The sequence below is a fragment of the Timaviella obliquedivisa GSE-PSE-MK23-08B genome, from assembly GCA_019358855.1.
Taxonomy (GTDB): Bacteria; Cyanobacteriota; Cyanobacteriia; order Elainellales; family Elainellaceae; genus Timaviella; species Timaviella obliquedivisa.
On record JAHHII010000014.1, the window covers coordinates 71070 to 96094 of the forward strand.

The 25025-nt window shown below is 47.4% G+C and carries 24 protein-coding genes and 1 pseudogene; 14 read left to right on the plus strand and 11 right to left on the minus strand.

The features are described 5' to 3' along the window. Positions 1-29 precede the first annotated feature (29 nt). The 6 genes from KME11_19640 to KME11_19665 all read left to right on the plus strand — a co-directional run bounded on the left by KME11_19640 (position 30) and on the right by KME11_19665 (position 4235). Positions 30-1460 (plus strand): form I ribulose bisphosphate carboxylase large subunit, encoded by a 1431-nt coding sequence (locus KME11_19640; protein ID MBW4517424.1) that lies wholly within the window; start codon positions 30-32, stop codon positions 1458-1460. 91 nt (positions 1461-1551) lie between these two features. Beyond that, positions 1552-1941: a chaperonin family protein RbcX gene (locus KME11_19645; GenBank protein MBW4517425.1), complete on the plus strand. Its 390-nt coding sequence runs from the start codon at positions 1552-1554 to the stop codon at positions 1939-1941. Between the two features lie 33 nt (positions 1942-1974). Further along, positions 1975-2328, plus strand: coding sequence for a ribulose bisphosphate carboxylase small subunit (locus tag KME11_19650; GenBank protein MBW4517426.1), 354 nt, complete (start codon positions 1975-1977; stop codon positions 2326-2328). A gap of 138 nt (positions 2329-2466) precedes the next feature. Continuing rightward, a complete protein-coding gene (locus KME11_19655; GenBank protein MBW4517427.1) occupies positions 2467-2703 on the plus strand; it encodes a DUF262 domain-containing protein in 237 nt (78 codons plus the stop codon). Positions 2704-2727: 24 nt separating this feature from the next. Further along, positions 2728-3591: a DUF262 domain-containing protein gene (locus KME11_19660; protein ID MBW4517428.1), complete on the plus strand. Its 864-nt coding sequence runs from the start codon at positions 2728-2730 to the stop codon at positions 3589-3591. Next, positions 3588-4235, plus strand: coding sequence for a hypothetical protein (locus tag KME11_19665; protein ID MBW4517429.1), 648 nt, complete (start codon positions 3588-3590; stop codon positions 4233-4235). Before KME11_19660 ends, KME11_19665 begins: the two co-directional genes overlap by 4 nt. Positions 4236-4401: 166 nt before the next feature. Here KME11_19665 and KME11_19670 read toward each other — a convergent pair whose 3' ends face one another. Together KME11_19670 and KME11_19675 are read right to left on the minus strand one after the other, a co-directional pair. Continuing rightward, entirely contained in the window at positions 4402-5010 is a 609-nt protein-coding gene (locus KME11_19670) for a CHAT domain-containing protein (protein MBW4517430.1), read from the minus strand. 72 nt (positions 5011-5082) lie between these two features. After that, positions 5083-5751 (minus strand): nucleotidyltransferase family protein, encoded by a 669-nt coding sequence (locus KME11_19675; protein MBW4517431.1) that lies wholly within the window; start codon positions 5749-5751, stop codon positions 5083-5085. A gap of 446 nt (positions 5752-6197) precedes the next feature. Between KME11_19675 and KME11_19680 the strand changes: the two genes are divergently transcribed. Together KME11_19680 and KME11_19685 are read left to right on the plus strand one after the other, a co-directional pair. Continuing rightward, complete coding sequence (locus tag KME11_19680) at positions 6198-6398, plus strand: hypothetical protein (GenBank protein ID MBW4517432.1); 201 nt, start codon at positions 6198-6200, stop codon at positions 6396-6398. Between the two features lie 321 nt (positions 6399-6719). Beyond that, positions 6720-7091, plus strand: coding sequence for a hypothetical protein (locus KME11_19685; protein ID MBW4517433.1), 372 nt, complete (start codon positions 6720-6722; stop codon positions 7089-7091). On the opposite strand, the gene KME11_19690 is transcribed toward KME11_19685, so the two are convergent. Together KME11_19690 and KME11_19695 are read right to left on the minus strand one after the other, a co-directional pair. After that, positions 7088-8047 (minus strand): vitamin K epoxide reductase family protein, encoded by a 960-nt coding sequence (locus KME11_19690; protein MBW4517434.1) that lies wholly within the window; start codon positions 8045-8047, stop codon positions 7088-7090. The genes KME11_19685 and KME11_19690 overlap by 4 nt on opposite strands. A gap of 132 nt (positions 8048-8179) precedes the next feature. After that, on the minus strand, positions 8180-9034 hold the full coding sequence (locus KME11_19695; protein MBW4517435.1) for a BtpA/SgcQ family protein: 855 nt from the start codon (positions 9032-9034) through the stop codon (positions 8180-8182). Between the two features lie 483 nt (positions 9035-9517). Here KME11_19695 and rimO point away from each other — a divergent pair, with 483 nt between their 5' ends. From rimO to KME11_19710, 3 genes are read left to right on the plus strand one after another with little or no spacing between them, the layout of a single operon-like run. Further along, entirely contained in the window at positions 9518-10885 is a 1368-nt protein-coding gene (gene rimO / locus KME11_19700) for a 30S ribosomal protein S12 methylthiotransferase RimO (GenBank protein ID MBW4517436.1), read from the plus strand. 9 nt (positions 10886-10894) lie between these two features. Then, on the plus strand, positions 10895-12343 hold the full coding sequence (locus KME11_19705) for a DEAD/DEAH box helicase (protein ID MBW4517437.1): 1449 nt from the start codon (positions 10895-10897) through the stop codon (positions 12341-12343). Beyond that, positions 12252-13109 carry a 3'-5' exonuclease gene (locus tag KME11_19710; GenBank protein ID MBW4517438.1) on the plus strand — a complete coding sequence of 286 codons (858 nt, stop codon included), beginning with the start codon at positions 12252-12254 and terminating at the stop codon, positions 13107-13109. Before KME11_19705 ends, KME11_19710 begins: the two co-directional genes overlap by 92 nt. A 169-nt stretch (positions 13110-13278) precedes the next feature. Here KME11_19710 and infB read toward each other — a convergent pair whose 3' ends face one another. From infB to KME11_19740, 6 genes are all read right to left on the minus strand, one after another. Beyond that, positions 13279-16395, minus strand: coding sequence for a translation initiation factor IF-2 (infB, locus tag KME11_19715; protein ID MBW4517439.1), 3117 nt, complete (start codon positions 16393-16395; stop codon positions 13279-13281). 396 nt (positions 16396-16791) lie between these two features. Beyond that, the gene (locus tag KME11_19720; protein ID MBW4517440.1) at positions 16792-17079 is read right to left on the minus strand and encodes a YlxR family protein; all 288 of its coding nucleotides are present in this window, start codon (positions 17077-17079) and stop codon (positions 16792-16794) included. A gap of 42 nt (positions 17080-17121) precedes the next feature. Further along, positions 17122-18438: a transcription termination factor NusA gene (nusA, locus tag KME11_19725; protein ID MBW4517441.1), complete on the minus strand. Its 1317-nt coding sequence runs from the start codon at positions 18436-18438 to the stop codon at positions 17122-17124. A gap of 66 nt (positions 18439-18504) precedes the next feature. After that, on the minus strand, positions 18505-18969 hold the full coding sequence (gene rimP / locus KME11_19730; GenBank protein MBW4517442.1) for a ribosome maturation factor RimP: 465 nt from the start codon (positions 18967-18969) through the stop codon (positions 18505-18507). Positions 18970-19147: 178 nt separating this feature from the next. Then, on the minus strand, positions 19148-20563 hold the full coding sequence (locus KME11_19735; protein ID MBW4517443.1) for a hypothetical protein: 1416 nt from the start codon (positions 20561-20563) through the stop codon (positions 19148-19150). Beyond that, the gene (locus tag KME11_19740) at positions 20541-20711 is read right to left on the minus strand and encodes a hypothetical protein (protein MBW4517444.1); all 171 of its coding nucleotides are present in this window, start codon (positions 20709-20711) and stop codon (positions 20541-20543) included. Before KME11_19740 ends, KME11_19735 begins: the two co-directional genes overlap by 23 nt. Positions 20712-20723: 12 nt before the next feature. Here KME11_19740 and KME11_19745 point away from each other — a divergent pair, with 12 nt between their 5' ends. Beyond that, positions 20724-21620: an alpha/beta fold hydrolase gene (locus tag KME11_19745; protein MBW4517445.1), complete on the plus strand. Its 897-nt coding sequence runs from the start codon at positions 20724-20726 to the stop codon at positions 21618-21620. A gap of 131 nt (positions 21621-21751) precedes the next feature. On the opposite strand, the pseudogene KME11_19750 reads toward KME11_19745, so the two are convergent. Continuing rightward, positions 21752-22338: pseudogene (locus KME11_19750) on the minus strand (2OG-Fe(II) oxygenase). A 133-nt stretch (positions 22339-22471) separates the two neighbouring features. Here KME11_19750 and KME11_19755 point away from each other — a divergent pair. Both KME11_19755 and KME11_19760 read left to right on the plus strand, forming a co-directional pair. Further along, on the plus strand, positions 22472-24013 hold the full coding sequence (locus KME11_19755; GenBank protein ID MBW4517446.1) for an Ig-like domain-containing protein: 1542 nt from the start codon (positions 22472-22474) through the stop codon (positions 24011-24013). An 83-nt stretch (positions 24014-24096) separates the two neighbouring features. Then, on the plus strand, positions 24097-25008 hold the full coding sequence (locus KME11_19760; protein ID MBW4517447.1) for a quaternary ammonium transporter: 912 nt from the start codon (positions 24097-24099) through the stop codon (positions 25006-25008). The last annotated feature ends 17 nt before the right edge of the window (positions 25009-25025 follow it).

A 25025-nucleotide genomic window follows, 5' to 3' on the forward strand; every position in this document is an offset into this window, starting at 1 on the left:
TCTCAGTGACTCATTAGGAAGGGAAATTAATGTCTTATTCACAAACTCAGACTCAGTCGAAAACTGGGTATCAGGCTGGGGTAAAAGATTACCGCCTGACATACTACACACCAGACTACACGCCTAAAGATACAGACATCTTGGCAGCATTCCGGATGACTCCTCAGCCCGGAGTACCACCCGAAGAAGCAGGCGCAGCGGTTGCGGCTGAATCTTCTACTGGCACCTGGACGACGGTTTGGACGGACTTGCTGACCGACCTCGATCGCTACAAAGGTCGTTGCTACGATATCGAATCAGTTCCCGGTGAAGACAATCAGTACATCGCCTTCATTGCATATCCTTTGGATTTGTTTGAAGAAGGTTCTGTCACCAATATGTTGACCTCCATTGTGGGTAACGTATTCGGTTTCAAAGCGCTGAAAGCTTTGCGTCTAGAAGATTTGCGGATTCCTGTTGCTTACCTGAAAACCTTCCAAGGTCCTCCCCACGGAATTCAAGTTGAGCGCGACAAATTGAACAAGTACGGTCGTCCTCTGTTGGGCTGTACGATTAAGCCCAAATTGGGTCTGTCGGCTAAGAACTACGGTCGGGCAGTCTATGAGTGCTTGCGCGGTGGTTTGGACTTTACCAAAGATGACGAGAACATTAACTCTCAGCCGTTCCAACGGTGGCGCGATCGCTTCACTTTCGTAGCAGATGCAATCTACAAAGCACAAGCAGAAACAGGCGAAATCAAAGGTCACTACCTCAACGTGACTGCTGGAACCTGCGAAGAAATGATGAAACGGGCGGAATACGCGAAAGAACTCGGTATGCCCATCGTCATGCACGACTTCTTTACCGCTGGTTTCACCGCCAACACCACCCTGGCGCACTGGTGCCGTGACAACGGCGTTCTGCTCCACATTCACCGCGCTATGCACGCAGTCGTTGACCGTCAGAAGAACCACGGGATGCACTTCCGGGTTTTGGCAAAGTGCTTGCGGATGTCGGGCGGTGACCATATTCACACCGGAACCGTTGTGGGCAAACTGGAAGGCGACAAAGCCATTACCTTGGGCTTCGTTGACCTGCTCCGCGAAAACTACATTGAACAAGATCGCTCCAAAGGCATTTACTTCACTCAAGATTGGGCATCCATGGGCGGCGTGATGGCTGTGGCATCGGGTGGTATTCACGTTTGGCACATGCCTGCGTTGGTCGAAATCTTTGGCGATGACTCTGTGCTTCAGTTTGGTGGTGGTACCTTGGGTCACCCTTGGGGTAACGCGCCTGGTGCAACCGCTAACCGTGTTGCGTTGGAAGCCTGCGTCCAAGCCCGGAACGAAGGTCGTGATCTCATGCGTGAGGGTGGCGACATTATTCGTGAAGCTTGCCGTTGGAGTCCTGAACTGGCGACCGCTTGCGAACTTTGGAAGGAAATCAAGTTCGAGTTTGAATCGCAAGACACAATCTAATGAACCGTGGGATGTTAGCTATCAGCAATTGATGCGCGATCGATCAGATTGAATTTATTAATTGCTGGTAGCCCCTAACTTCCTTCTCCTCATGGATATCAAGCAAATTGCTAAAGACACCACCAAGACGCTCGGCAGCTACCTGACTTATCAGGCGCTTAAAACGGTTTTGGCTCAGTTGGATGAAACTGACCCCAAACGGGCATATTGGCTCCATCAATTCTCTTCACGGGAAAAGATTCAAGATGGTGAGGCTTATCTCAAGGCGCTCTTTCAAGAGAAGCAAGATTTGGCTTTTCGCATTTTGACGGTTCGGGAACATTTGGCAAATGAAATTGCTGAGTATCTTCCTGAAATGCTGCGATCGCACATGCAGCAAGCCAATATGGATCAACGCCGTCAGCAATTGGAACGGATGACGCAGATGAACTTGACCCCGATCGCGGAGCCTGAGAAAGAGCCAGACTCTGAAGAACAGTAGCCCAATTTTACCCATCATCTAACTAAGGAACTAATGAAAACTCTAGGTAAAGAGCGGAAGTTTGAGACTTTTTCCTATCTGCCCCCCTTGACCGATGCTCAAGTTGCACGGCAGATTCAATACACCCTCGACCAAGGATTTATTCCTTGCGTTGAGTTCAACGAAAACTCTGACGCAGAAATCTACTACTGGACAATGTGGAAGTTGCCTTTGTTCAACATCAAAACTCCTCAAGAAGTTTTGAGTGAAGTGCAACAGTGTCGCTCTGAGTATGGCAATTGCTATATTCGCGTGGTTGCATTTGACAACGTGAAGCAATGCCAAGTCATGAGCTTTATCGTTCACAAGCCTGGTGCAAGCAACACGAGCACTGGCTATCGCTACTAAGATTTATTTCTATCTCTGATAGATCATATTTGGGGAGACGGTCCAACCGTCTCCCCTTTTTTACACTAAAAAAATTCGTTTGTGTCGTCGCTCTAGTTTTCAGGACTAAAATTATAGAGTATCCACCGGAGCAACAACATGGCGCTTCAGCAACAAGCCGAACAGCTTCAGCAAGAGATTGATAGCAAGCGGCAAGAAATTAGATCTGATGGCTACTCCATGTCTATTGGTGAATGGATTAGCTTGTATGAAGATGGAGAAATTGATATCCATCCAGAGTTTCAACGATTTTTTCGTTGGACTAATTATCAGAAGACAAGCCTGATTGAGTCGTTGCTCCTTGGTATCCCTATCCCACCTATATTTGTCTCCTAACGTGAAGACGGAATTTGGGATGTCGTGGATGGTCTTCAGAGGCTTTCTACCATCTATGAATTTGCTGGAAAGCTGAAGGATGAAACTAATAAGATTAAACCTGCTTTAGCACTTGAGAAAACAAAGTATTTACCCTCTCTTAAAGGTAAAAAGTGGGATGATGAAAGTGATCCGGAAAGCTCCTTTACCCAAACTCAGCGACTCTTAATTAAGAGATCAAAAATAGCGGTCACTATTCTTCAAAAGGAAAGTGATGAGATGGCTAAATATGAGCTATTTCAACGTCTTAATACTGGAGGATCAATAGCTACTCCTCAAGAAATTAGAAATTGCATACTTGTGATGTACAACAGAGAAATGTACCACTGGATGCGAGAACTAAGTCAGAATGAAGCGTTTCAGGCTTGTCTTTCGCTGAGCGATCGCTCCCTGGAGGAGCAATATGATATGGAACTTCTCCTAAGATTTTTGGTTTTCCGAACAATTGATGAAGGCGAACTTCGTGGCATAGGAGATATTGGTGTATTTCTGACAGACAAAATGGTCGAAATGGCTAAAAGAAAAGATTATGAATATGAGAAGGAGACAGAAGCATTTAAATTAACTTTTGACATCCTTTCCAATCAAACTGGATCAAATACGTTCCGAAAGTATGTCCCTCAGAAAGATAAATTTTCTGGCGGCTTTTTGGTATCTGCTTTTGAAGTGATAGCTCTAGGCGTTGGCTATAACCATAAAGAATTGCGTAATTCTGATATTAATATAGAAGAACGAGTTAAGCACATATGGACGGACACGCCATATCCCTCTTGGTCTGGTAGCGGAACTGATGCTAAGGGAAGAATGCCTAAACTCGTTCCACTCGGTCGTGATTTGTTCAAAGCATGACGATTCGCAGTTTAGAAAACCTAAGTGACAGTTTGTCATCAGATTTAGCATGGCGAAGAAAAGAGCTTTCTGACCTGAAGGCTCTTGTTGAAACTAGAAGTTTTTCTTCAAGCAAACACAATGCACTGCTCAGAAGCGGGGTCACGATTTTGTACGCTCACTGGGAGGGCTTTGTGAAAAAAGCAGCCTCTAACTATCTTGAGTTCGGGTCAGCGCAGCGCCTACCCTATAAGGATCTCTCCAGTAATTTCATCGCGCTTGCCATGAAAGCTAGATTGAATGAAGCAATGGAAACAAACAAAGCTACTGTTTTTACAGAAGTAGCAGAATTTTTCCTAACTAAACTTGATCAGCGCAGTTCTGTTCCCCACAAAGACGTGATTAAGACAGGTGCTAATCTTTCATCTTCAATGTTCAAGGAAATTATTTGTGTTTTAGGGTCAGACTACTCAGATTATGAAATCAAACAAGTTTTGATTGACGAGAAATTACTGGCACGAAGAAACAATATTGCACATGGTGAATATTTGTTACTAGATCTTCAAGATTATCTAGAACTGCATTCACAAGTTATAGGCATGATGGAGCTTCTACGGAATCAAGTTGATAATTGCGCAGCCATAAAACGATATTGTCGAGAGTAAATATGACTCACGATAAAGTTTAGACACATCCATCGATAAAATGAAAAGTCATGGTATACAACGACTTTTTCCCTAGCCATAACTAAAACTACTCTCGGCTTAACCCCTCAAAAAGGTGTAATCTCCTTGCTCAGATTCCTCATATCACCCACTCTTCCCCAAACTCTCAACGAGTTTCCATCCATCCCATTTTCAGGCAAAGTCTGTGAACGAGAGAGAAAGCTCGGATGACCTTTAAAGCACTCCCTAGCGAGATCACGCTGGCTGAACTAGAGGAACGGTTCTCGCTCCATCGATCGGCTCCAAGTGCATCGTAAAACCCTACAGAAAACTCAATAGCGGCTTGATCACCGATCGCCTGACTCATGCCAATCACATAGGGAATATGACGAGCGATCGCCGCTGCTTGTACCTTTGAATAACAAGCATTAAGAATTACACATTCGACGCTATCAGCAAATAATTTAAACAGCCCTGCCAAGGCTTCAGCATCAACCAGCTTTGTCTTACCAGCTTCATCTTCAAAAGCAATTCCTTTCTCGCCTTCCCCATGTCCAGAGAAGTGGACAATTTGTGGCTTCAGGTCAAGCATTGCCCGTCGAAAGTCTTTGGGTCGAACTGCTTCTTTCTTAACAAGACGAAATTTCTCGCGTAGTTGCGATCGCTCTAGTCCTGTCTCAATTTCTCGCTGTTCTTCATCTAATCGCAAACGAGCAGTTTCTTTTGGATTAGCACTTAACATCAATATCGTGATGACCAAAGGGTAACTGCTCATCCTGATGAGTTTAAGACTGTTATTTTCTGACAGTATACTCGGTCGAGATGAATCTCTAAAACTCTATCCAAATCAGTCCTTAAACTCCAATCGCTGCTGCTGAGCCTTAAGTCTGATAATTTGTGTTTGAATATCCTGGAGCGTTTCTTGTAATACCTGAAGATCAGAAGCAAGTAAATGGGGAGTCAGCATTTGCAAAAGAGAAGCTCTATCCACTTCATAATTGAGCAGCAGTAGACGGATATCATTTTCATACAAACTGGCTCTTGTAAAATTGCCTTGTCGGTATAGAGAAGGCAAAGCATAGAGCTTGAGAATCAAAAGCCCCTCAACTGTGACACAGCGAACCCGTTGGGAACCAAAAACCTGCTGAGTGCTGTAGGTTTGCTGAACTTGTTGAAATAGCGGATTTCTTGTTAGTAGCAAATCGACCTGCAAATCTTCAAACTGACCCCGAGCAAAGTCTTGATTTTCATTACTCAGAACCAGTTCAGGAAGGCGATCGAGATCATCGCGGCTGAGAATGAAGTCAATATCCTGGGTATTTCGTCCTTCAACGTAACTGAGTAACGCAAGTCCTCCCACCAATAGGTAATCAATCTGTTGGCTTTCAAGGCGATCGAACAGCCTTTGTGCTAGTTCTACTAATCGGTCTGAGTTCAACTCCTGAGTTTCCCAATTCTTAAGATCAAAAGCAACACCGTTCCTCAAAATATTACCAATTGCTTGAGTTTGAAACATAATTCAAGTTGAGGAATAAATTAACCCAGCAACGATAATTGACCTATTGTAAAGCGTAAACAGAAGAGGTTACTTTTCTGGTGAAAAATCGATAAATCAAGGTCTAGCGTTTACGAATCGCTAATTTTTTAAACTTAAAGCCTTTAGGAGCCGATCGCCCCTCATCAATTCCCTCTTCAACATTTACCCCAAAATGCTTGTGTCAAACCCGCCTTTACCCTTATGCTAATCAACACTGGTTTTTCGATACCAGTAGACAGGCTTAAGGTGAGGACGCTGGCTAGAAGTGTTACAGCACAACTAACCAGCTAACCTAACTTTCTGGAAGTAGCAGAAGGCTAGGCTGTGACGATTTTATCGTTTCACCTCGCTAATGTTAAACAAGTGGTTAGAAACACCACACCTTAAGCTTTTCTTCTCAACCCAACATTAGCGAGGGAAATAGTATGAGTACAGAGTTCAACGAACTGCTGCCCGTTTCGCACGGCGATAAAGCGCAGGTGTGGATCGTCGGGACACGAGAGCAGGTAACGCATTTAATCAATGAATTCTACGTTAAAAAGATAGCCAGCGATCGTCTTCATTTCACGCCGATCATCCCTGCCCCGTTTGCCACTGGTAAGTACATGACCGTCTTGGTGAGATAGACAAAACACCGGGGGCTATCGTATCTATACTGTAGCCCTCGACAATGCGATCGTGCTCTCTACAATGCCATTGTCACTGTTCAATATTTAATTGCGCGCCTTGCAATGCGATCGCAACTCCACACAATGCTATTGTTCTTCTGACAATGCGATTGTGAGCCGACACAATGCGATTGTGCATTCTACAATGCTATTGCGAGATGATGCAATGCGATCACCAAGCATTTTTATTGAAAAATAGCCGACCTTCCTCAGTAGAAAAGTTAGCTAATAAGTCGTCATGGGCACAATAAGCGAGTCAATTCTCACTGAGACTTTATTATGCCTAGCCCAGATATCTCTCGCCGTCTCACTCTCAACTTACTCAGTCAAGATATCGATTCATTCAACGGCTTAAAAGTCATTCCTCAATACAGCACCACCCGCAGCCAAGCCACCCTCGAAACCTTGCAGCAAACCTATCAAGTCATGTTGGCACAACAGCAAGCCGAAACCGAAAAGCTTGCCCTCTACCGCGCTGCAACTGATGCGGCTCGTTTGGCAGAGTGGAATTTTCACAACGCTGTGCTAGCCATGAAAGAAGTAGTGCGTGGGCAGTATGGCTCAGATAGCGACGAAGCTCAAGCGATCGGGTTGAAGAAGAAGTCCGATCGCAAGCGCCCCATTCGACAAAAAGCAGCAACTGCCGTCTAAAATCTAAATCCAGGAACTTGATTCTTGAAATTCTGCGAACCCTTATAGCCAGAAGCCTCTGCCAGTTTTTGTAGCGTTTGAGTTCCTTCTAACTTCTGTCCGCCCACTTCCCAAGTTGGAAAGCCCGTAATCTTATTTGCTTGACAGACCGCCGTTTGAGAATTCTGACCATCAGGAGCACATTCAACATAAGGAAACTCCTTAGCAGCTTCCTTACCAAACAATTCTTTCTGATCATTACAATGTGGACACCAGTAAGCGCCATACATCTTTGCACCCGTCGCTTTAAGATGCTTTGCTAAAGCGATTTCAGATTGTCCTGAAAATTGCGCAATCGGAGGACCTGCTTGCCCAGGCGTATTAGACCCTGCAACAGCGTTTCCTCCAATATTGGAGTAAATGCCCAGGGTTGCCACAACTGTTACAAGTGACACGATCGCCCCTGTAAAAAAGAGTTGCCCCCGATCTTCCCAATCCCTTCCTAGCAGCGTCAGGATAAATAAACTCAGGGCAAACAGCGCCGAAGCAATGCAGTAGTAGCAAATCCCACCTGCACCATACTTCGATACAAACTGGCTAAACATAATGAACATCAAATAGCCGCTAAACACCAGCATGGCAGTTGCGCCAGCAAAGAGCAGTAGCCACGTTGTGTTTTCCACGCTGGTTCTGGCTTGCCGCTTCTCTTCCGGATTGATCGCCAAAGGAACCAGCGCAAATGCTGCCATAGCCAGGTACGCAAGCAAGCCAAATAACGCTAAGGGCAATCCAAAAACTTCAGCATAGGGACTAGAGAGAACCTGTTCACAGCCGCCAGTTGGGCAAGCTGTTTCTCCGCTAAATAACTTGTTATAGGTAAGGTAGCCTGTGTTAAGGGCTCCTATCAGGGCGATCGCCCCAATTAAATAACGGGAACGACGATACATCCAAGGCACTTGACGGCGACGGCTACTCATAAACCCCTTATTTCTCAGATATCTCTGACACAATAACGTTTTCTATTCTGGCTCAAACTGCCCAAATTGAGTCTAGATTCTATCAATAGAGTTTTGGCGATAAAGTTTTAGAAGAGTTTCAAGCTACGAGCTTTAAGAAGTAACAGTCGATTGAATTAGCTTCGAGTTCTCTTGTAGCTCCTGTGGCTCTAAGCTGCGCTGTAGGGTTTCAACAAACTGGCTCACCCGGTTAGGGTCAATCGGCTGCTCAATCTGCCCCCGCCGCTTCAATGAACTTGACACAATCACGCCATCGGCTGCTTGAATCAGTTGAGGAATATTTTCCCAACTCGCGCCACTCCCAATAAATACTGGAGTTCCTCTAGCGGCGGCACTTGCTAACTCTAAATCTTCCAAATTTGGCGGACTGCCTGTCGCCCATCCTGACAAAATGATGCCATCTGCTAAACCCCGTTGAATAGTCTCTTGAACCGCAGTGGTTAGGTTAGGAGAACTTAACGGTCGGGCATGTTTTACCAATACATCTGCCAAAATTTTGATATCGCTACCCAGTTCTCGGCGGTAGCGGAGTAACTCATGAGCCTGCCCCTCAATCAACCCTTGGTCTGTCGCCATGACCCCAGTCAAAACATTGACACGAATGAACTGAGCGTTAACACAAGATGCGATCGCCAAGGCGCTCCTAGCATCATTCCGCAAAACATTGATGCCGATCGGTAGCGTCACCATTTGTTTCAACTGATGAACCACCAGCGTCATAGCGCTAACCACCACGGGATCAACCGCATTTTTAGGAAAGGGTGCATCAAAAAAGTTTTCAACGATAATGCCATGCACACCGCCCGCAGCCAGCGCAGTCGCTTCCTGCTCTGCTCGGTCAATCACAACCTTCAGGTCACCGCCCCAGCGTGGAGACGTTGGCAACGGCAACAGGTGAACCACACCAATAACAGGATTCAGGGTTTTGAAAATCTGGTTTAAGTCCACGAGCTTCCAGTATTGGGACTCATCAAAGAACGTCTCTCATAATAACTTTTCAGGGGACTGTTTTTGCAGCAACTCTAATTTGTCGTGAATTTGTCGTGTCCTAGTCAAATTCGTCGCAACCCTAGTTAGAACTAATTGAGCTATAGTGAGAGACGACCTCGCATTCCCCAACAGCGCTAATTCAAAGTAGATAAAAGTTACCCTTGAAAAAAACCGTAACACATCGTAATATTTCATTTTTTGCGATATCATTGTATGCAGCATCGCAAAGCGATCGCAACTTGATAAAAACTATTAGTTAATGCTTGGGCTACAAAACCCAGACCTTCTCAAAGAGCCATTTCTGGTGGATTTTATAGTGTGAGAGGTCTATGACGGCAGGATTCATACCCTGCATGGGCGACCCTTGTGGTATCTGCAAAGCAGCGCGCTGCGAATGACCTGATTAACCTTTCACCATCCACGTTCAATTACCTATTACTTATGGGCGACAAGCCAACTATTGCCGTTTCGCACCTCGGGTGCGAGAAAAATCGAATCGACACAGAACACATGTTGGGGCTTCTGGTTCAAGCAGGTTACTCGGTTGACTCCAATGAGGAACTGGCAGACTATGTCATTGTTAACACCTGTAGCTTCATCCAGGCGGCTCGTGAAGAATCCGTTCAGACGTTGGTGGAACTCGCTGAAGCTAATAAAAAAATCGTGATTACGGGCTGCATGGCTCAGCACTTTCAGCAAGAACTGCTAGATGAACTGCCCGAAGCTGTTGCAGTGGTTGGCACTGGGGATTACCAAAAAATCGTTGATGTGATCCAACGTGCTGAAGCTGGCGAACGGGTTAAAGAGATTTCCGCAGAGCCTACTTACATTGCTGATGAAACTGTTCCTCGCTACCGCACCACCACTGAAGGGGTTGCCTATTTGCGTGTCGCAGAGGGCTGTGATTATCGCTGTGCCTTTTGCATCATCCCTCACCTGAGAGGGGATCAGCGATCGCGCTCCATTGAATCTATTGTTGCCGAAGCTCAACAGCTTGCAGCAGAAGGCGTCCAGGAAATCATCTTAATTTCTCAGATCACCACCAACTACGGATTAGATCTGTACGGCGAACCAAAATTAGCCGAGCTTCTACGGGCGCTTGGCAAAGTCGAGGTTCCCTGGATTCGGATGCACTATGCCTATCCAACCGGGTTAACTCCCAAAGTCATTGAGGCAATTCAGGAAACTCCTAATGTAATCCCTTATCTGGACTTGCCTCTCCAACATTCTCACCCTGAGATATTGCGCGCCATGAACCGACCCTGGCAAGGGCGAGTTAACGATGGCATTATCGAGCGCATCAAAGCTGCCCTACCCAACGCGGTGCTGAGAACCACGTTAATAGTTGGGTTCCCTGGCGAAACTGAAGAGCATTTTGAACATCTGCTTCAGTTCGTTGAACGCCACGAGTTTGATCACGTCGGCGTGTTCACCTTCTCTCCTGAAGAAGGAACTGCCGCCTATTTGCTCCCTAACCCCATCTCTCAAGAAGTAATGGACGAGCGGCGAGACGCAATCATGACCTTACAACAACCGATTTCCTTGAAAAGGAACCGGGCAGAAATTGGCAAAGTGATTGATGTGCTGATTGAACAAGAAAACCCAGAGACAGGTGAACTCGTTGGTCGATCGATTCGGTTTGCCCCGGAAGTCGATGGACTAGTTTATGTCCAGGGCGAAGCGCGGTTAGGGACGATTGTCCCTGTCGCCATCACAGATGCAGATATTTATGACCTCTATGGTCATATTGCTGATCTATCTACTCAACTCAGAGGTGCGCTCAGCCGTGTCTCTGTTCACACACCTTAAGGAGCTTTAATGACCCTTTCATTCAATAGCTTAGGTTTGTCCGAAGAGCGCGTGCAACACCTTGAGAAATCAGGTTTTGAAACGCCAACGGCAATCCAAGCCCAAGCCATTCCCCATTTACTAGCTGGACGCGACATGGTTGGTCTGGCACAAACGGGCACCGGTAAGACGGCTGCTTTTGCGCTGCCGATGCTGGAACGCATTGACCTTAATAGCAATGTGGTTCAAGCCTTAGTCTTGACTCCCACTCGCGAGTTAGCGGTTCAGGTTTTCCAAGCGATTCGCTCTTTTAGTGATGACAAGCGATTACAAGTTCTGCCGATCTATGGTGGACAGTCTATTGATATTCAAATGCGTCGCCTTCACCGAGGTGTCCAGGTTGTGGTTGGCACGCCTGGACGGGTTTTAGACTTGCTTAAGCGAGGCGACCTAAAGCTCAATAACGTGAGCTTTCTGGTACTTGATGAAGCAGACGAGATGCTGAATATGGGCTTTATTCAAGATGTTGAGCGCATCTTGGCACAGGCTCCCGCAGAGCGCCAAACGGCATTTTTCTCGGCAACGATGGAGCCCTCAATTCGAGAACTAACTGCTAAATTCCTACGATCGCCCGTCATTGTCAATGTTGAGCAAGCTAAGACTGCTCCCTCGCGCATTAACCAGGTAGCATACATTGTTCCTCGCGGCTGGACTAAAGCGCGATCGCTCCAGCCCATTTTAGAAATGGAGGATCCCGAATCGGCGCTGATCTTTGTGCGGACTCGGAAAGCAGCGGCTGATTTAACTCGCCAACTTCAGTCTGCTGGACACAGCGTAGACGAATACCACGGCGACCTGAGCCAGTCTCAGCGCGAACGTCTACTGCTTCGCTTCCGTCAGCGTCAGGTGCGGTGGGTTGTCGCAACAGACATTGCTGCCCGAGGTCTCCACGTCGATGATCTGACGCACGTGATTAACTATGACCTGCCTGATAGTGTAGAAAGTTACGTTCACCGGATTGGACGAACTGGACGGGCTGGTAAAGAAGGAACTGCAATTTCGATCGTTCATCCGCTCGACAAGCGTAAGCTGAGAGATATTGAACGCCATGTCCGTCAGAGCTTGACGATTGGCACTATTCCTACGCGCGCAGAAATTGAAGCACGTCATTTGCAAAAGCTTAAGAGCCAGGTTGGGGAAGCGCTTGCAGGTGAACGCATGGCTTCCTTCCTTCCGATCGTGTCTCAGCTTAGCGAGGAATTTGATCCCCATATGATCGCTGCTGCTGCGCTGCAAATGGCGTATGACTACATCCGCCCAAGCTGGATGAAGTCGGATCAGCCTACTGACGACCCTGTGTACGAAGAAGAACGTAAGCCTCGGCGTTATGGCAACAGTTCGTCTCGCTCGTCGGGCGGATCTTCTGTTCCTAAAGGTAAACCCGTCAAGCGTGATAAGGCATCCGGTGCTGTCCATTAATCTCTTGGATTACTACCGTCAGATTAGTCAACAGCTTCTGACGGTAGTAGATTTGGAGACAACGGGCTTATATCCGTCTAATAGTCGCGTCATTGAAGTTTCCGTTCTCCAAGCTACTTTGGAGGGCGGTATTCGTTTGCATGAAACAAGTTTGATTAATCCTCAGACTTGCGTTCCTAGTAAGATTACTCACATTACAGGCATTTCTCAGGAGATGGTGGAAAGAGATGGGGCGATCGCCCCTGAGGTTTTCCCCTATTATCTTCCTCTTCTCAATTCTGGTATCCTTACAGCCCACAATATAGAGTTCGACTATCCCTTTTTGCAGGCAGAGTACCAGCGATTAGGGATAGTTTTTGAGCGTCCTACAGAACAACATCTCTGCACTGTTCAACTCTCTCGCTTGATGCTGCCTGATTTATCTTCCCGCAGTCTGCCAAATCTTGTTCGACACTTCGGTTTCCAAGTCGGCAAATCCCATAGAGCTAAGGCAGATACCTTAGCTTGTTGGCTTTTGGCAAAACAGCTATTAACTGAAATGCTTAATGAACCTGACAAAGATTTGCTCGATCGCTTTGCTCGTCAGTGGTTGCCGCTAAAGGAGGCTGCCAGGTTACTAAACTGTTCGCAGCCTAAAGCAAAAGTATTGCTAGCTGTGATTCCTTCTCGGCAAGCCGGTCGTAGTGGCACACTCATGTATCAGCGAGGAGATGTAGAGCGAATGTTGGACGAAGAGCAAGGAAACTCCCAGCTATCTTTGCTTTGAGCCATTTGCTTGATGTACGCTCTCTTTAAAATGTAATGCGATGCTCTAGCGACTATCAGAGCAATGAGTCTACGGTGAAGAAGTGGCTATGATTTCTAATTAAGTCATAATAAAACCCCATAGACTCTTTAAGAATCTATAGGGTTTATTATGACAGCGTCTATAGAGTCTATGCTGCAGACAAGGTTCGGCGCTTGCTAACCAAGCGGAAGACTTCAATAATGTCTTTCTCCGCCCAGTCCTTGAAGTTATCTAAGCCAATACCACACTCATAGCCAGCGTTGACTTCCTTCGTATCTTCCTTCATCCGCTTGAGTGAATCAAGATTGCCTTCATGCACAATCTCGTTACCTCGACGAACCCGAACACGAGTGTTCCGAACTATTTTGCCAGACAAGACATAACATCCAGCAACTGCACCTCGTCCTACTGGGAAGACAGCCCGAACTTCCACCTGACCCAACGGCTCTTCCACCATCTCAGGATCAAGCAGACCTTCCATTGCACCCTGGATATCTTCCAAGAGCTTATAGATGATGTTGTAGTCGCGGACATCAATACCAGCTTTATCGGCTGCTTGGCGCGCCCCACTTGCCAAAGTGGTGTTGAAGCCCACAATCACCGCAGAACTAGCTGCCGCCAAGTCTACATCTGTCTCAGTTATTTCGCCGGGTGCTGCTAATAGCACTCGAACCTGAACTTCCTTCTGAGGTAACTGTTGCAGCGCTCCTAGAATTGCTTCTACAGAACCTTGGACATCTGCCTTCAAGATCAAGTTAAGTTCTTTTAACTCACCCTCTTGAGCTTGAGCCGAGATAGTAGTTAGACTGACACGACGCGATGCCATTGCCTGCTGGAGGCGGGACAGTCTTTGCTGATCAGTGCGATCGGAAGCCAAAGAGCGAGCCTCTCTCTCGTCTCGATAGACTTCAAACTCATCTCCAGCAGCAGGTACATCACTCAGACCTAGAACTTCAACTGCATAAGATGGACCAGCAACGGTAACACGCTTGCCGCGATCGTCAATCATCGCCCGTACCTTACCAAACACCGAACCCGCTACTAGGATGTCGCCTACCTTAAGCGTTCCGTTTTGGATAATCAGACTAGCAACAGGACCTCTCGCTTTATCAAGGTTGGCCTCAATGACTGTTCCTTTAGCAGGGCGATCGGGGTTAGCGTAGAGGTCTTCTACTTCCGATACCAGCAGAATCATTTCTAAGAGGGTTTCTAGATTTTCGCCCTTAATGGCGCTAACGGGCACCATAACAGTGTCACCCCCCCATTCTTCAGCCACTAGTCCGTACTCGGTTAACTCTTGCTTAACGCGATCGGGCTGTGCCCCTTCTTTATCAATCTTGTTGATAGCAACAATGATAGGCACACCTGCCGCTTTAGCATGACTAATCGCCTCAACGGTTTGGGGACGCACTCCATCGTCAGCCGCAACCACCAAGATCGCGACATCAGTAACCCTGGCTCCTCTTGCCCGCATTGCTGTAAACGCTTCGTGTCCAGGAGTATCTAAGAACACAACTTGCTGAACTTGATCACCATGCTCTACGTCAACGTGATACGCCCCAATATGCTGGGTAATACCGCCTGCTTCACCTTGTGCCACCTTGGTTTTACGAATAGAGTCAAGCAAGGTCGTCTTACCATGGTCAACGTGTCCCATGATGGTGACCACAGGCGGACGACGGATGAGGTGATCCAGGTCAGATGCCTCAATCATCTCGGTAACTTTCTTCGCTTCAGCCTCGACTAGACCTGTCTCAACTTCAATCTCAAACTCTTGAGCCACCATGGCGGCAGTAGGAATGTCAAGAATTTGATTGATGTTAGCAGCAATGCCTTTGATGAAGAGAACCTTAATCAGTTCAGTCTCAGGAACGCCTAGCAACTCTGCCAGGTCATGCACTGAGAGACTTCCTGTGAGGGTAATTTGCTCAGGACGCTGACGAACTTCTTCTTGACGGCGATCGCGCTTAAAGCCACGAGAGTTACCACTATCAGAAGAAGACCTCTTACTCTTAGGTGGGCTAAAAGTCGCTACAGCAGGCTTAGAACCAGGTTTCGCTTTTTGCTTGGCTGGGCGTGCTAGAGACAAACTAATTTGAATGGGACTGGGCTCACCATTGTCATTCTCATCGTCATCATCAAGTAAAGCTCCTGCCGCTAATTCATCTTCATCTTCAATAACAGGCTGTACACGGCGCTTTGTCTTGGTTGCAGCTGCCTTAGCTGCCTTAGCCGCCGTTTCTTGTTCATCGTCTTCCTCTTCCTCCCAGCCTTTGTTTTTCTTAGGAGGCCGAGGAGGCGTAGGACGGCGAAGATCGTCACCTAGTGCAGGGGGTGCCGCTGTTCCATCGACACCTACTTTTACTTCGCCTGTGTCTGCGGCTGGGCGAGAGGGCTTATGTCGTAGCTCAATAATGGGCTTAGGGCGAAGCTGAGGTGCATCAGCGATCGCCGGACTTTCATGGCGACGAGGTGCATCTTTGGTTGTGAGAATAATCTCGGTAGCTCTACCATTTTCTGGAGCTGTCTGCTCAGATGTATCAACTTTCGCTTTTCTTAGAGTCGGACGGTTTGCCGAACTGGTGGTCACTGCATGAGGAGACTTTGCGACAGGGCGACTAGGCGGCACAACTAACTCTCTAGGTGCTGCCGTCATCGGATTTTTTAGAGGAACAGTCTCTGCTGCCACAGAGGGTTGTTCTAGCTCAGTAACATTCACTTCTCCTTCAGGCGCTTCTGGCTCAACTGTCGATCCGTTCATCTCAGTGTCGGATACAGCATCAACTGCACTATTGTCTGCCAAAGCTTCGTTGACGATAGTGTCATTGACCACCCTATCCTCATCAGCATTGGCTATTTCACCAGGACGCGCCGGAGGACGAGCAGGCGCACTCAGTTTTGCCAGAGGCTGAGCGGGGGGGGCTACATTGGTTGTAACTGGAGCTACGGCCTCGACTTCTGGGCGCTTGGGCGGCTCGGTTAGAGGACGATTTCGACGGATTTCTAAAATCTGCTGTTTCTTTACAGGGGGCTTGAGCGACTGCTTGGCTGTAGAAGTAGCAGAAGGAGCCGAAGTGGGCTTTTGGGAGAGGGTGGGAGTATATTTCTCAGCCGCAGTGCGAATTTGAGCAGCCTCTTCTTCAGTAATGGTGCTGCTATGGCTTTTAACTGAGATGCTGAGCTTATCGCAAACCGTCAAGATGTCTCGATTGTCCAAATTCAATTCCTTCGATAACTCGTATATTCTGACTTTGCCGTTGTTCATCCAATATCCCCTCTGCGACCTGAATATGTGTGCTACATAGTGACCTACTGCTTTTCCTGAACGAAACTACACTGGAGACATTAACCCGAATTCTAGCTAAAACCAGATCATTCCACTCAGAGAATGCCACAAGGACTATCTCTGTGACTACCAAGCTTAATCTTTTAGTTACTGTCTTCACCAAGATTACTCCTTGCAGGGAGTAATCTTGATGCATCATTGTTGCTCTGCCAATGCTTGTAAGGGCATTTCTTCTACTTTACATCGTTTTCCACAAGGAATGAGAGCAAGTAATTAGTGCAAAAATTAACGAATGTTAGTCGTTAAAAGGCGCTTGAAGCAGTTCTTTTACTTTTTGTATAAATTACTGAGCCTACACTCTTACAATCTACACCTTCACTCTAGCTTGGCTTTTTCTAAATGACATTGGGTTGGGGGAGCTGATAAGCGCTGCCAAAGACTCTGATAAAGTTCCTCTGGAACAGCTGCTTTAAGCGATCGCCCAAGTCGGTTCTTTTTCTGTGCCACTTGTAGGCAACTTTCCTGGGGACAGAGATACGCAGATCTTCCTATGCCTTCCTCCAATTGTACGATGTGAGATGGAAACACCCGTACAATTCGCCAAAAGCCTTCCTTAGGAGAGATTTTTCTGCAACTAATACAGCGGCGGTAGTTAGGAAGCATAGGCATATCTTGAGTGATCTAAATCCTAAATTTAGCCCTAGTCTAATCTTGAGGACGCTGCAAGGCTTCATTAACTTCAATTCCAAACCCATCTGCTCCACTAGCGTCCAGTTTCGCTTGGGTTTCGCTGTCTTCAAACCTCTCTTCGGTTTCTTCTGCCCAAGTTGATGACTGTGTAGGATAGCGTTCTTCGGCAAATGCCTCTATTTTGCGGTTCTCGGCTTCATAGTCGTACTTAGCAGTATCTTTAATATCGATTTTCCAACCTGTTAACCGAGCTGCTAAACGAACGTTTTGTCCTTCCTTCCCGATCGCCAAACTCAGTTGGTCTTCTGGAACTAGGACATGGGCTTGACGTTCTTCTGAGTTAACCAAACGCACCTCATCTACCCTGGCAGGACTCAGGGCATTAGCAATGTAGGTGGCTGGGTCAGGTGACCAGCGAATGACATCGATTTTTTCGCCCCGTAGCTCATTGACGACCACTTGAATCCGTGATCCTCTGGCTCCGATGCAGGCTCCTACCGGGTCAACATCGCGCTCAACGGTATCGACCGCAATTTTGGTGCGAGGCCCTACTGAGCGGGAGGGAGGATTGGCTTCACGAGCAACTGCCACAATCCGAACAATTTCTTCCTCAATTTCAGGGACTTCAGTAGCAAAGAGATCCACGACTAATCCAGCATCTGTTCTAGAGGCAAGAAGCTGAGGTCCTCGATGAGAACCCTCCAGGACTTTTTTAAGGAAGACCTTAAAAGTAGCATTGGCGCGGTAATTGTCGTTGGGCAGCTGATCGCGCTTGAGCAGTTCTGCTTCCACTTCAGATTGACCAAAACCACTAGTCACTGCCAAGATCACAGATTGGCGCTCGAACCGTAGAACTCTAGCTTGGAGGACAGTTCCCTCTAGCTCTTGAAATTCTTCTTGAACCAGTTTGCGCTGTTGATCTCGAAGCTTCTGGGCAAGAACTTGCTTGGTTTGAATGGCTGCCATGCGCCCAAAGTCTCCCTGATCGGGGGTGACATCAAGAACAACAGTGTCACCCAGTTGGGCTTCGGCAGCGACTTCTTGCACTTCTTGTAGCGAAATATTGTGATCGGAGTTATCGACGGTTTCTACGATAGTTTTGGTTGCTAACACTCGAAAGCCTTCGTCTTCGACGTCTAGCTCAACTTCAAAGTTATTAAAATACTCTTCATCAAAGTTGGGTGCGTCAGCACGATGGGTGCGACGATAGCGTTCGTAGCCTTTCAGCAGCGCCTCGCGCAGGGCTGCTTGAACCGCGTGCTTGGGCAGGTTGCGCTCGCGGCTAATTTCGTCGATCATTTCTTGGAGTTTGGGTAGCTCGACCATTGACATCGGAGAAACCTCTTCAGGGTGGGGATAGATTAAGTTTTTTGAAATTTTTTGGACTTGGGACGATCGCTATTCCAGGCGCTCTACGATTTGAACGCGCTCAATGAGATGCCGAGGAATGGCGATCGTCCGTCCTTTTTGGCTCAGGTGAACGTTGTCATCCTCTCGTCGGATCAAATTTCCCATCCAGGTATTTTGTCCTTTGTAAGGTTCAAGGGTCGTCACCTCTACCGGGAACCCCTTAAAAGAAGTAAATTCTCGATCAGTGGTTAATGTTCGAGAGATACCAGGACTAGAAACTTCCAGGATATAAGCATCGGGAATCACTTCCGATTCATCTAACACTGCTTCGAGTGCCTGACTCATCCGTTCACAATCCCGAAGACTGGTGTCTTGTTCTTGATTCCGAACATCAATGCGTAAAACCGGGGGGCTTTGGTTGGTATGAAAGACCGCTCCTACAACATCTAGCCCAAGGGCAGCAGCAACAGGGGTTGCCAATTCGGTAATGTGGGGGATGAGGGGATGGGGCATAACTGGAGCAACCGAGCAAGTTCAGCTAAAAATGATATTAAGAAATTAAAAAAAGTGGGCATTGACCCACTTCAGTGACCAGCAACTTAATTTTGAACCCAATCAAAATTGGTCGCCAATCTCGAGCTTTAGTTTAGCGCATCAATTCTAAAGCGTGTTGCTCTATGTCTGATTCTCATTATTCTCTAAGCGTCATCCCATACAGTTTTTTGAGGTCGGCTTTCAAAATTTCAGGATCAGCTTCGGTTAGCCGCTTTACGTAGTTAATCTTGAATTCTTCTAGCATTTCCACCAGCAAAGCCTGGATTTCCTCAGAGGCTCCTTGCTGAGCTTGGGTTTTAAGAGAATGACCAAAGCGATCGACTATTCGCTGAAGCAGGTCAATGCCAACCGGATCTTCGAGGGCAGCGATAAGAGCCTGGTAGGTATTTTGCGAAACCTGGGACACGAATTGTTGAGTGAGTTGGTTTGACCAGTTGCCGATGCCGGGGAGACGCTCTAAGCCTGAGTAAGCTGGAGAAGCACTGAGAACGCGGGTTAGGGTATGGTGCATGAAGGCTTCTAGGTCAGGTTTAACTTGAGGCAAAACTTGATAGACCAGCAGCGTTACTAGGTGTTGGGCGATCGCTTTCCCCTCGTCGATATTATTGAGATCGATATAGCGCTGACCGCTTGATGAGTGCAGCAGCCAGCGAGTAATTTCGCCTTGGCGAATCAATGCCTGGACTTGATCAATGGCGCGTAAAATCACGACTTCTGTTAATTCAACCGCCAGACTGGTGACTAAACCTTTAGTAAGGCGATCGCTCAGGGGTTTAAGATTGATCAGCTTGGCTTGATTTAACCGCACCAGCACTGGAATAATTCTCAGCGATCGCCAGAACGGCAGCAGCAACAGCAAGTCATACCATCGCCAGAGGAGCGCATCGAACCAAGTCACTTTGTCAATACGACTCAGAGCAAAAGTTCGTGCCAAAAGCTCAATGCCAAACAGCCCTAGAAACACTAGATCAATCTTTAAAAATAAGTCAATGGGAGCGCCGTTCTCGCCAATGCCTCGGTAATAGTTCGTGCGAATTAAGGGTGCAATTTGGCGATTGAAGAAAGTAGAAGAGGCATTCCAATTTGTTTGAGAGACGTAAGCTGGACTCCAAAAAGTTTCAAACGCTTGTTTAGAAGATTCCTGTCCGGTGTATTGTCGCATCCGTCTCTTAATCCGCTCCAGCGTGCCAGATTTATTGGCAGTTTGAAAAGGATCTTCCTCAATCATTTCAGTGCTTTGATTGCGCAACTGTTCTAGCAAACTGAGAACGCGGGGCGATTGCACTCCTGTTTGCGAGATTTCTGTTTCCAGGGCGGAGGCTGTTTGCAGATAAAGATCAGTAGAGCGGTAAGGTTCAATGCCTTTGAAGTTGGCACCATACCACTGAGTAAAGCTGGGCAGTTTTTGTAGATAAAAATCTCGCCAGGTAATATAGCTGAGGTCGAAGGCGACGAGGCTGAGATTGGTAAGAGCAGCGATCGCCATTAGCCGTTCAAACCAGAGGCGTTTGTCAAGACGGGAGGCTTTTCTAAGCTTTTTCTGAATCGTCATCGATAATCTCGTGAGGCAAGTTCATTATTACTTCGATCGACATCAATTTGCCCAACAGCCGAAGCGGTGAATTATAGAGACTGAGCCAGAACTGCGCTAAAAGCTGATGCTCAAAGCCTTGCGATAGACTATTAATAATCCTTAACATTTCTCTTTAATTATGCAGACAGTAGTTGCAGCAGCGAGCGGAGCTTACTGGCAGTGGCGAGACTATTCAATTTATTACGTTAAAGCAGGTGTGCGCCGCCCTAATCGTCCGCCCCTGCTACTAGTTCATGGGTTTGGCGCTTCAACCGACCACTGGCGCAAAAATGTAGCTGAGCTTAGTCAAGATTTTGAAGTTTGGGCGATCGATCTTTTAGGGTTTGGGCGATCGACCAAAGCCGTTGTGCCTTACGGGGGTGATCTGTGGCGCGATCAACTCCACGACTTTATTACCGAGGTGATTGGTCAGCCTGTGGTCTTAGCTGGGAACTCCATTGGCGGCTATGCAACTTTGTGTGTAGCGGCTCAACGTCCAGAATCGGTGGTGGGGTTAGTTCTGCTTAATCCGGCGGGTCCTTTTACCTCTACTCAGCCACTTCCAGAGCCAAATCCGTTGCAAAAGGCGCTAGGAGATACGGTTAAGGCTTTCCTGCTGTCGCCTGTGCCTAGCTTTTTTATTTTTCAGTATGTGAGGCAGCGATCGCTGATTCGTAAAACCCTGCTCAAGGTCTACCTCGATCCTAGCGCTGTCACTGACCAGCTTGTCGAAGACCTCTACCGTCCGGCTTGTGATACAGGTGCGGCTCAAGCATTTGCAGCCATGTTCAAAACGCCTGCGGGTGAGAAAAACGATGTGCTGCTGGCGCAAATGTCCTGCCCATTACTAATGCTGTGGGGTGAAGGCGACCCTTGGGCAAACGCGCGGGAGCGAGGCGTACAATATCGGCAGCACTATCCCAGCTTGACGGAGTTTTACCTACAGGCAGGGCATTGCCCTCATGATGAGGTGCCAGGGCAGGTTGATGGCTTACTCAAAGACTGGCTGTTTCGTGAAGGATTGGCTGCTGAGTAAGATAAGGAGCAACTTTAATTTGAGAACGAGTTTAGGCGCTGCCGAATTTTCGTACGAAAATTCGGCAGCGCCTAAACTCGTAAGGAAGGGACGCTGAGCAGAGTTATATTTTCATTCAGCAATACCCGAATTCAATGAAATAGCCAGCTTGTGAAGGCATACTTTTTGCCTCGGCGAATGGGCAACGAGGCGTGGGGATGGGTGAAATAGGAGGGAAAAGCTAGGACGGCTCCGGCTTCGGGCTGAACGGTAACGTCTTGGCGATCGAAAAAAGTTTCTCCTCCTTCAAAGCCATCATTCAAGTACCCAACAATGCTGATATCGCGGGTCGGGATGCCCTCCTGCACCTCCTGAAAGCGACTGCTGAGAAGGATATTATCGACATGGCGCTTATAAAAGTGCCCCTTGCGATATCGCAAAATAGAGCAGGGTTCGGCATAGGGAAATTTAACGCCGTAGGTTTGAAAGAGAAGATTTTGAACGCTCGCCAACTTGCTCAACATCAACTGGTTCATCGATCGAGATAGCTCATCCCGCCCGCCCAGTTGCAACAGATCATTGCTGCGTACCTGGTTGTCAACTTTCTCAATCAAAATTCCGGCGGCTTGAAACTGTGCCGACTCCACCGATTGAATAATCTGCTGGCAAAGCGCGGGTTCTAAAACATTTCGCACCAAAAAATTTCATTGCCGAGGGGAGTCAGAACAGGAGTAGACATGATGCACACTAGTCGAAGGGCAGATTAGTCGCAGCGAGAGTTACGAGAGTACGGATTGACCTTAGCGACAAACCATCAGAAAATTCCAGGAGTCCTGAGGCGTTCACCAAGCCTAGCTTATGTCTTGAAAACGATGGAAAATTCCACTGGTAACTCCCGCAAATGGTTCTATCCCATTGACCGAACCGCATGGATTTTGATCCTGGTGCTGAGCTTGGCGATCGGAATTCTGGTCATTAAGGGCGATCGCACCGCTCCTCGCATTCGTGACTTCACTTGGGAAAATCGTCAGGTGGGAACTGAAGATACAGCATTTGTGCTGACGTTTAGCCGCCCAATGGATCAGGCTAGCGTCGAAAATAACCTGCAAATTGAGCCTGCTCTGCCTGGAAAAACGAGTTGGGCAGGGCGACGGATGGCTTATACCTTAAATTCTCCTGCACCCTATGGTGAAAACTTTCAGATGAAGCTACAAGGAGCAAGAGATCGGTTTAGCCGATCGAATGATCTGCGCGCTCAAATGCAGCTTTACACAGGACAGTTCAAAACCCGCGATCGCGCCTTTGTTTACTTGGGTGTAGAAGGGGAGCAGGCAGGACGGCTGGTGCTGCAAAATTTGACGCAACAGAAACAGCAAATCCTGACTCCTGAAAATTTAGTGGTCATAGACTTTAAGCCCTATCCAGAAGGCGATCGTCTCCTCTTTTCAGCCAGCGATCGGACGGATACTAAAGCTCTCCTCAACCAGCAAATTTACACGGTCACCACTGGCATTTCCCTCCAGCAGTCTGCGACTGACCCAGGTGAAAAAAATTCAGTTTTATCGGTTAGCCCCGAAACCCAGCCTGGGGTCGTTAACTTAGTTCTCGACAACAAAAACTACCAAAACCTTAAGTTTGATCTTTCTCCTAATGGCAAGATCGTTATTGTCCAGCGGATTAATCAAAAAAATCCTGCCGATTTTGGTCTCTGGATGATTAAAGATGGTACGCCTGCCCAACCTCTTAAAACTGAACCGGGCGGTGATTTCTTGATTGCTCCAGACAGCACTTCTCTAGCAATGTCTCAAGGGCAAGGGATGGCGATTTTGCCACTCGAACCTGATGGTCAACGGCTGGATTTTTTACCTAAATTTGGTGCAGCACTGAGCTTTGCTAGTGATGGCTCTGCTGCCGCCATGCTGAGATTTAACCGTGATCCTAGTAATCCAACGCGATCGCTGTTCCTGGTGACTAACCAAGGTGTAGAAAAAGAACTTCTTAAAACCGACGGCTCTGTTGTAAGCGCCGAGTTTGACCCGACCCGAAAAAATCTTTACTGCCTTGTGACCAAACGTCTCTCTGGCAAAGAATATGTTGAAGAACCTTACCTTGTTGCCATTAACCTCGACACCGCCAAACGAGTTGACCTGCTGCGTCTGCCCATTCAACGAGATATTCAAATGACCCTCGCCCCTGACGGCTTAGGGATTTTGTTTGATCAAGTAGTAGAAGAGCAGAAAGGTGATCAAGATAAAGACAAGCAAGCAGGGCTGATTCGGAGTAGCGATGGTAAAGCGATCGCCTCTAGCCGCCTCTGGTTTTTTCCCATTTTGCTTGATGAAGCCAACATGACTCTCCCCGCCGATCCACAGCCATTAGAGCTACCCGGGTTGCGCCCTAAATGGCTACCGTAATCTAGTTCATAGTCCGCTATGATCTTCAGGAGAATTAATGCCTTGCTACTGCTCTTTTTTCTGCTCTGCTGAGGACTTGCTCCATGAAACGACTGCATCGCATTTTGCTTCTACCCTTGCTGGCTTTCCTCACCATGGGCATTTTGATTGCCTGTGCTAACAGCGAAAATAACCCTCAAGCTGCAATCAAAGTTGGCTCTAAAGACTTTACCGAGCAATTGATTGTGGGCGAAATGTATGCCTTAACTCTAGAGCAAGCAGGATTTACCGTAGAACGAAAGCTCAACCTCGGGGGCACCCCAGTTGCACAAGCTGCTCTAGAAAGCAATGAAATTGACCTTTACCCAGAGTACACAGGCACTGGATTGCTTACCGTTTTAAAGCTTCCAGCCCTCAGCGATCCACGAGAAGTCTTACAGGCTGTTTCAAAAGGCTACCAGCAAAAGTACAACCTGACGTGGCTCGATCCTGCGCCCATGAACAACACGCAGGCATTGGCAATGACTGAGGTAGGTGCAAAAAAGTTTGGGATCAGAACTATTTCCCAAATGGCAGCAAAAGCCAGTGAACTCACCCTGATCGGGCCTCCAGAGTTTGAAGTACGTGAAGATGGGTTGCCTGGCATCAAAGCTAAGTACGGCAATTTTGAGCTAAAAGAGTACAAGTCTGTTGATGCAGGCTTACGCTACAAAGGTTTAGTTGATGGCGAAGCAGATGTTGCGGTGGCGTTTGGCACCGATGGGGAAATTGGAGCCTTTAACCTCATTGTTTTAGAAGACGACAAACAATTGTTTCCCCCTTACCAAATTGCCCCGATCGTTCGTCAAGAAACTTTGGATGCCAATCCCAATCTAGCGGCAGCACTGAATGCCCTAGCCCCTAAGCTTACTACCGAAGTCATGCAGCGCCTCAACTATGAGGTCAGCGGCAAACAACGTGAATCGATCGAAGTTGCCCGAGAGTTTTTACTACAGGAAGGAGTGATCAAAGGGTAAAAGAGATTAAGTGAAAT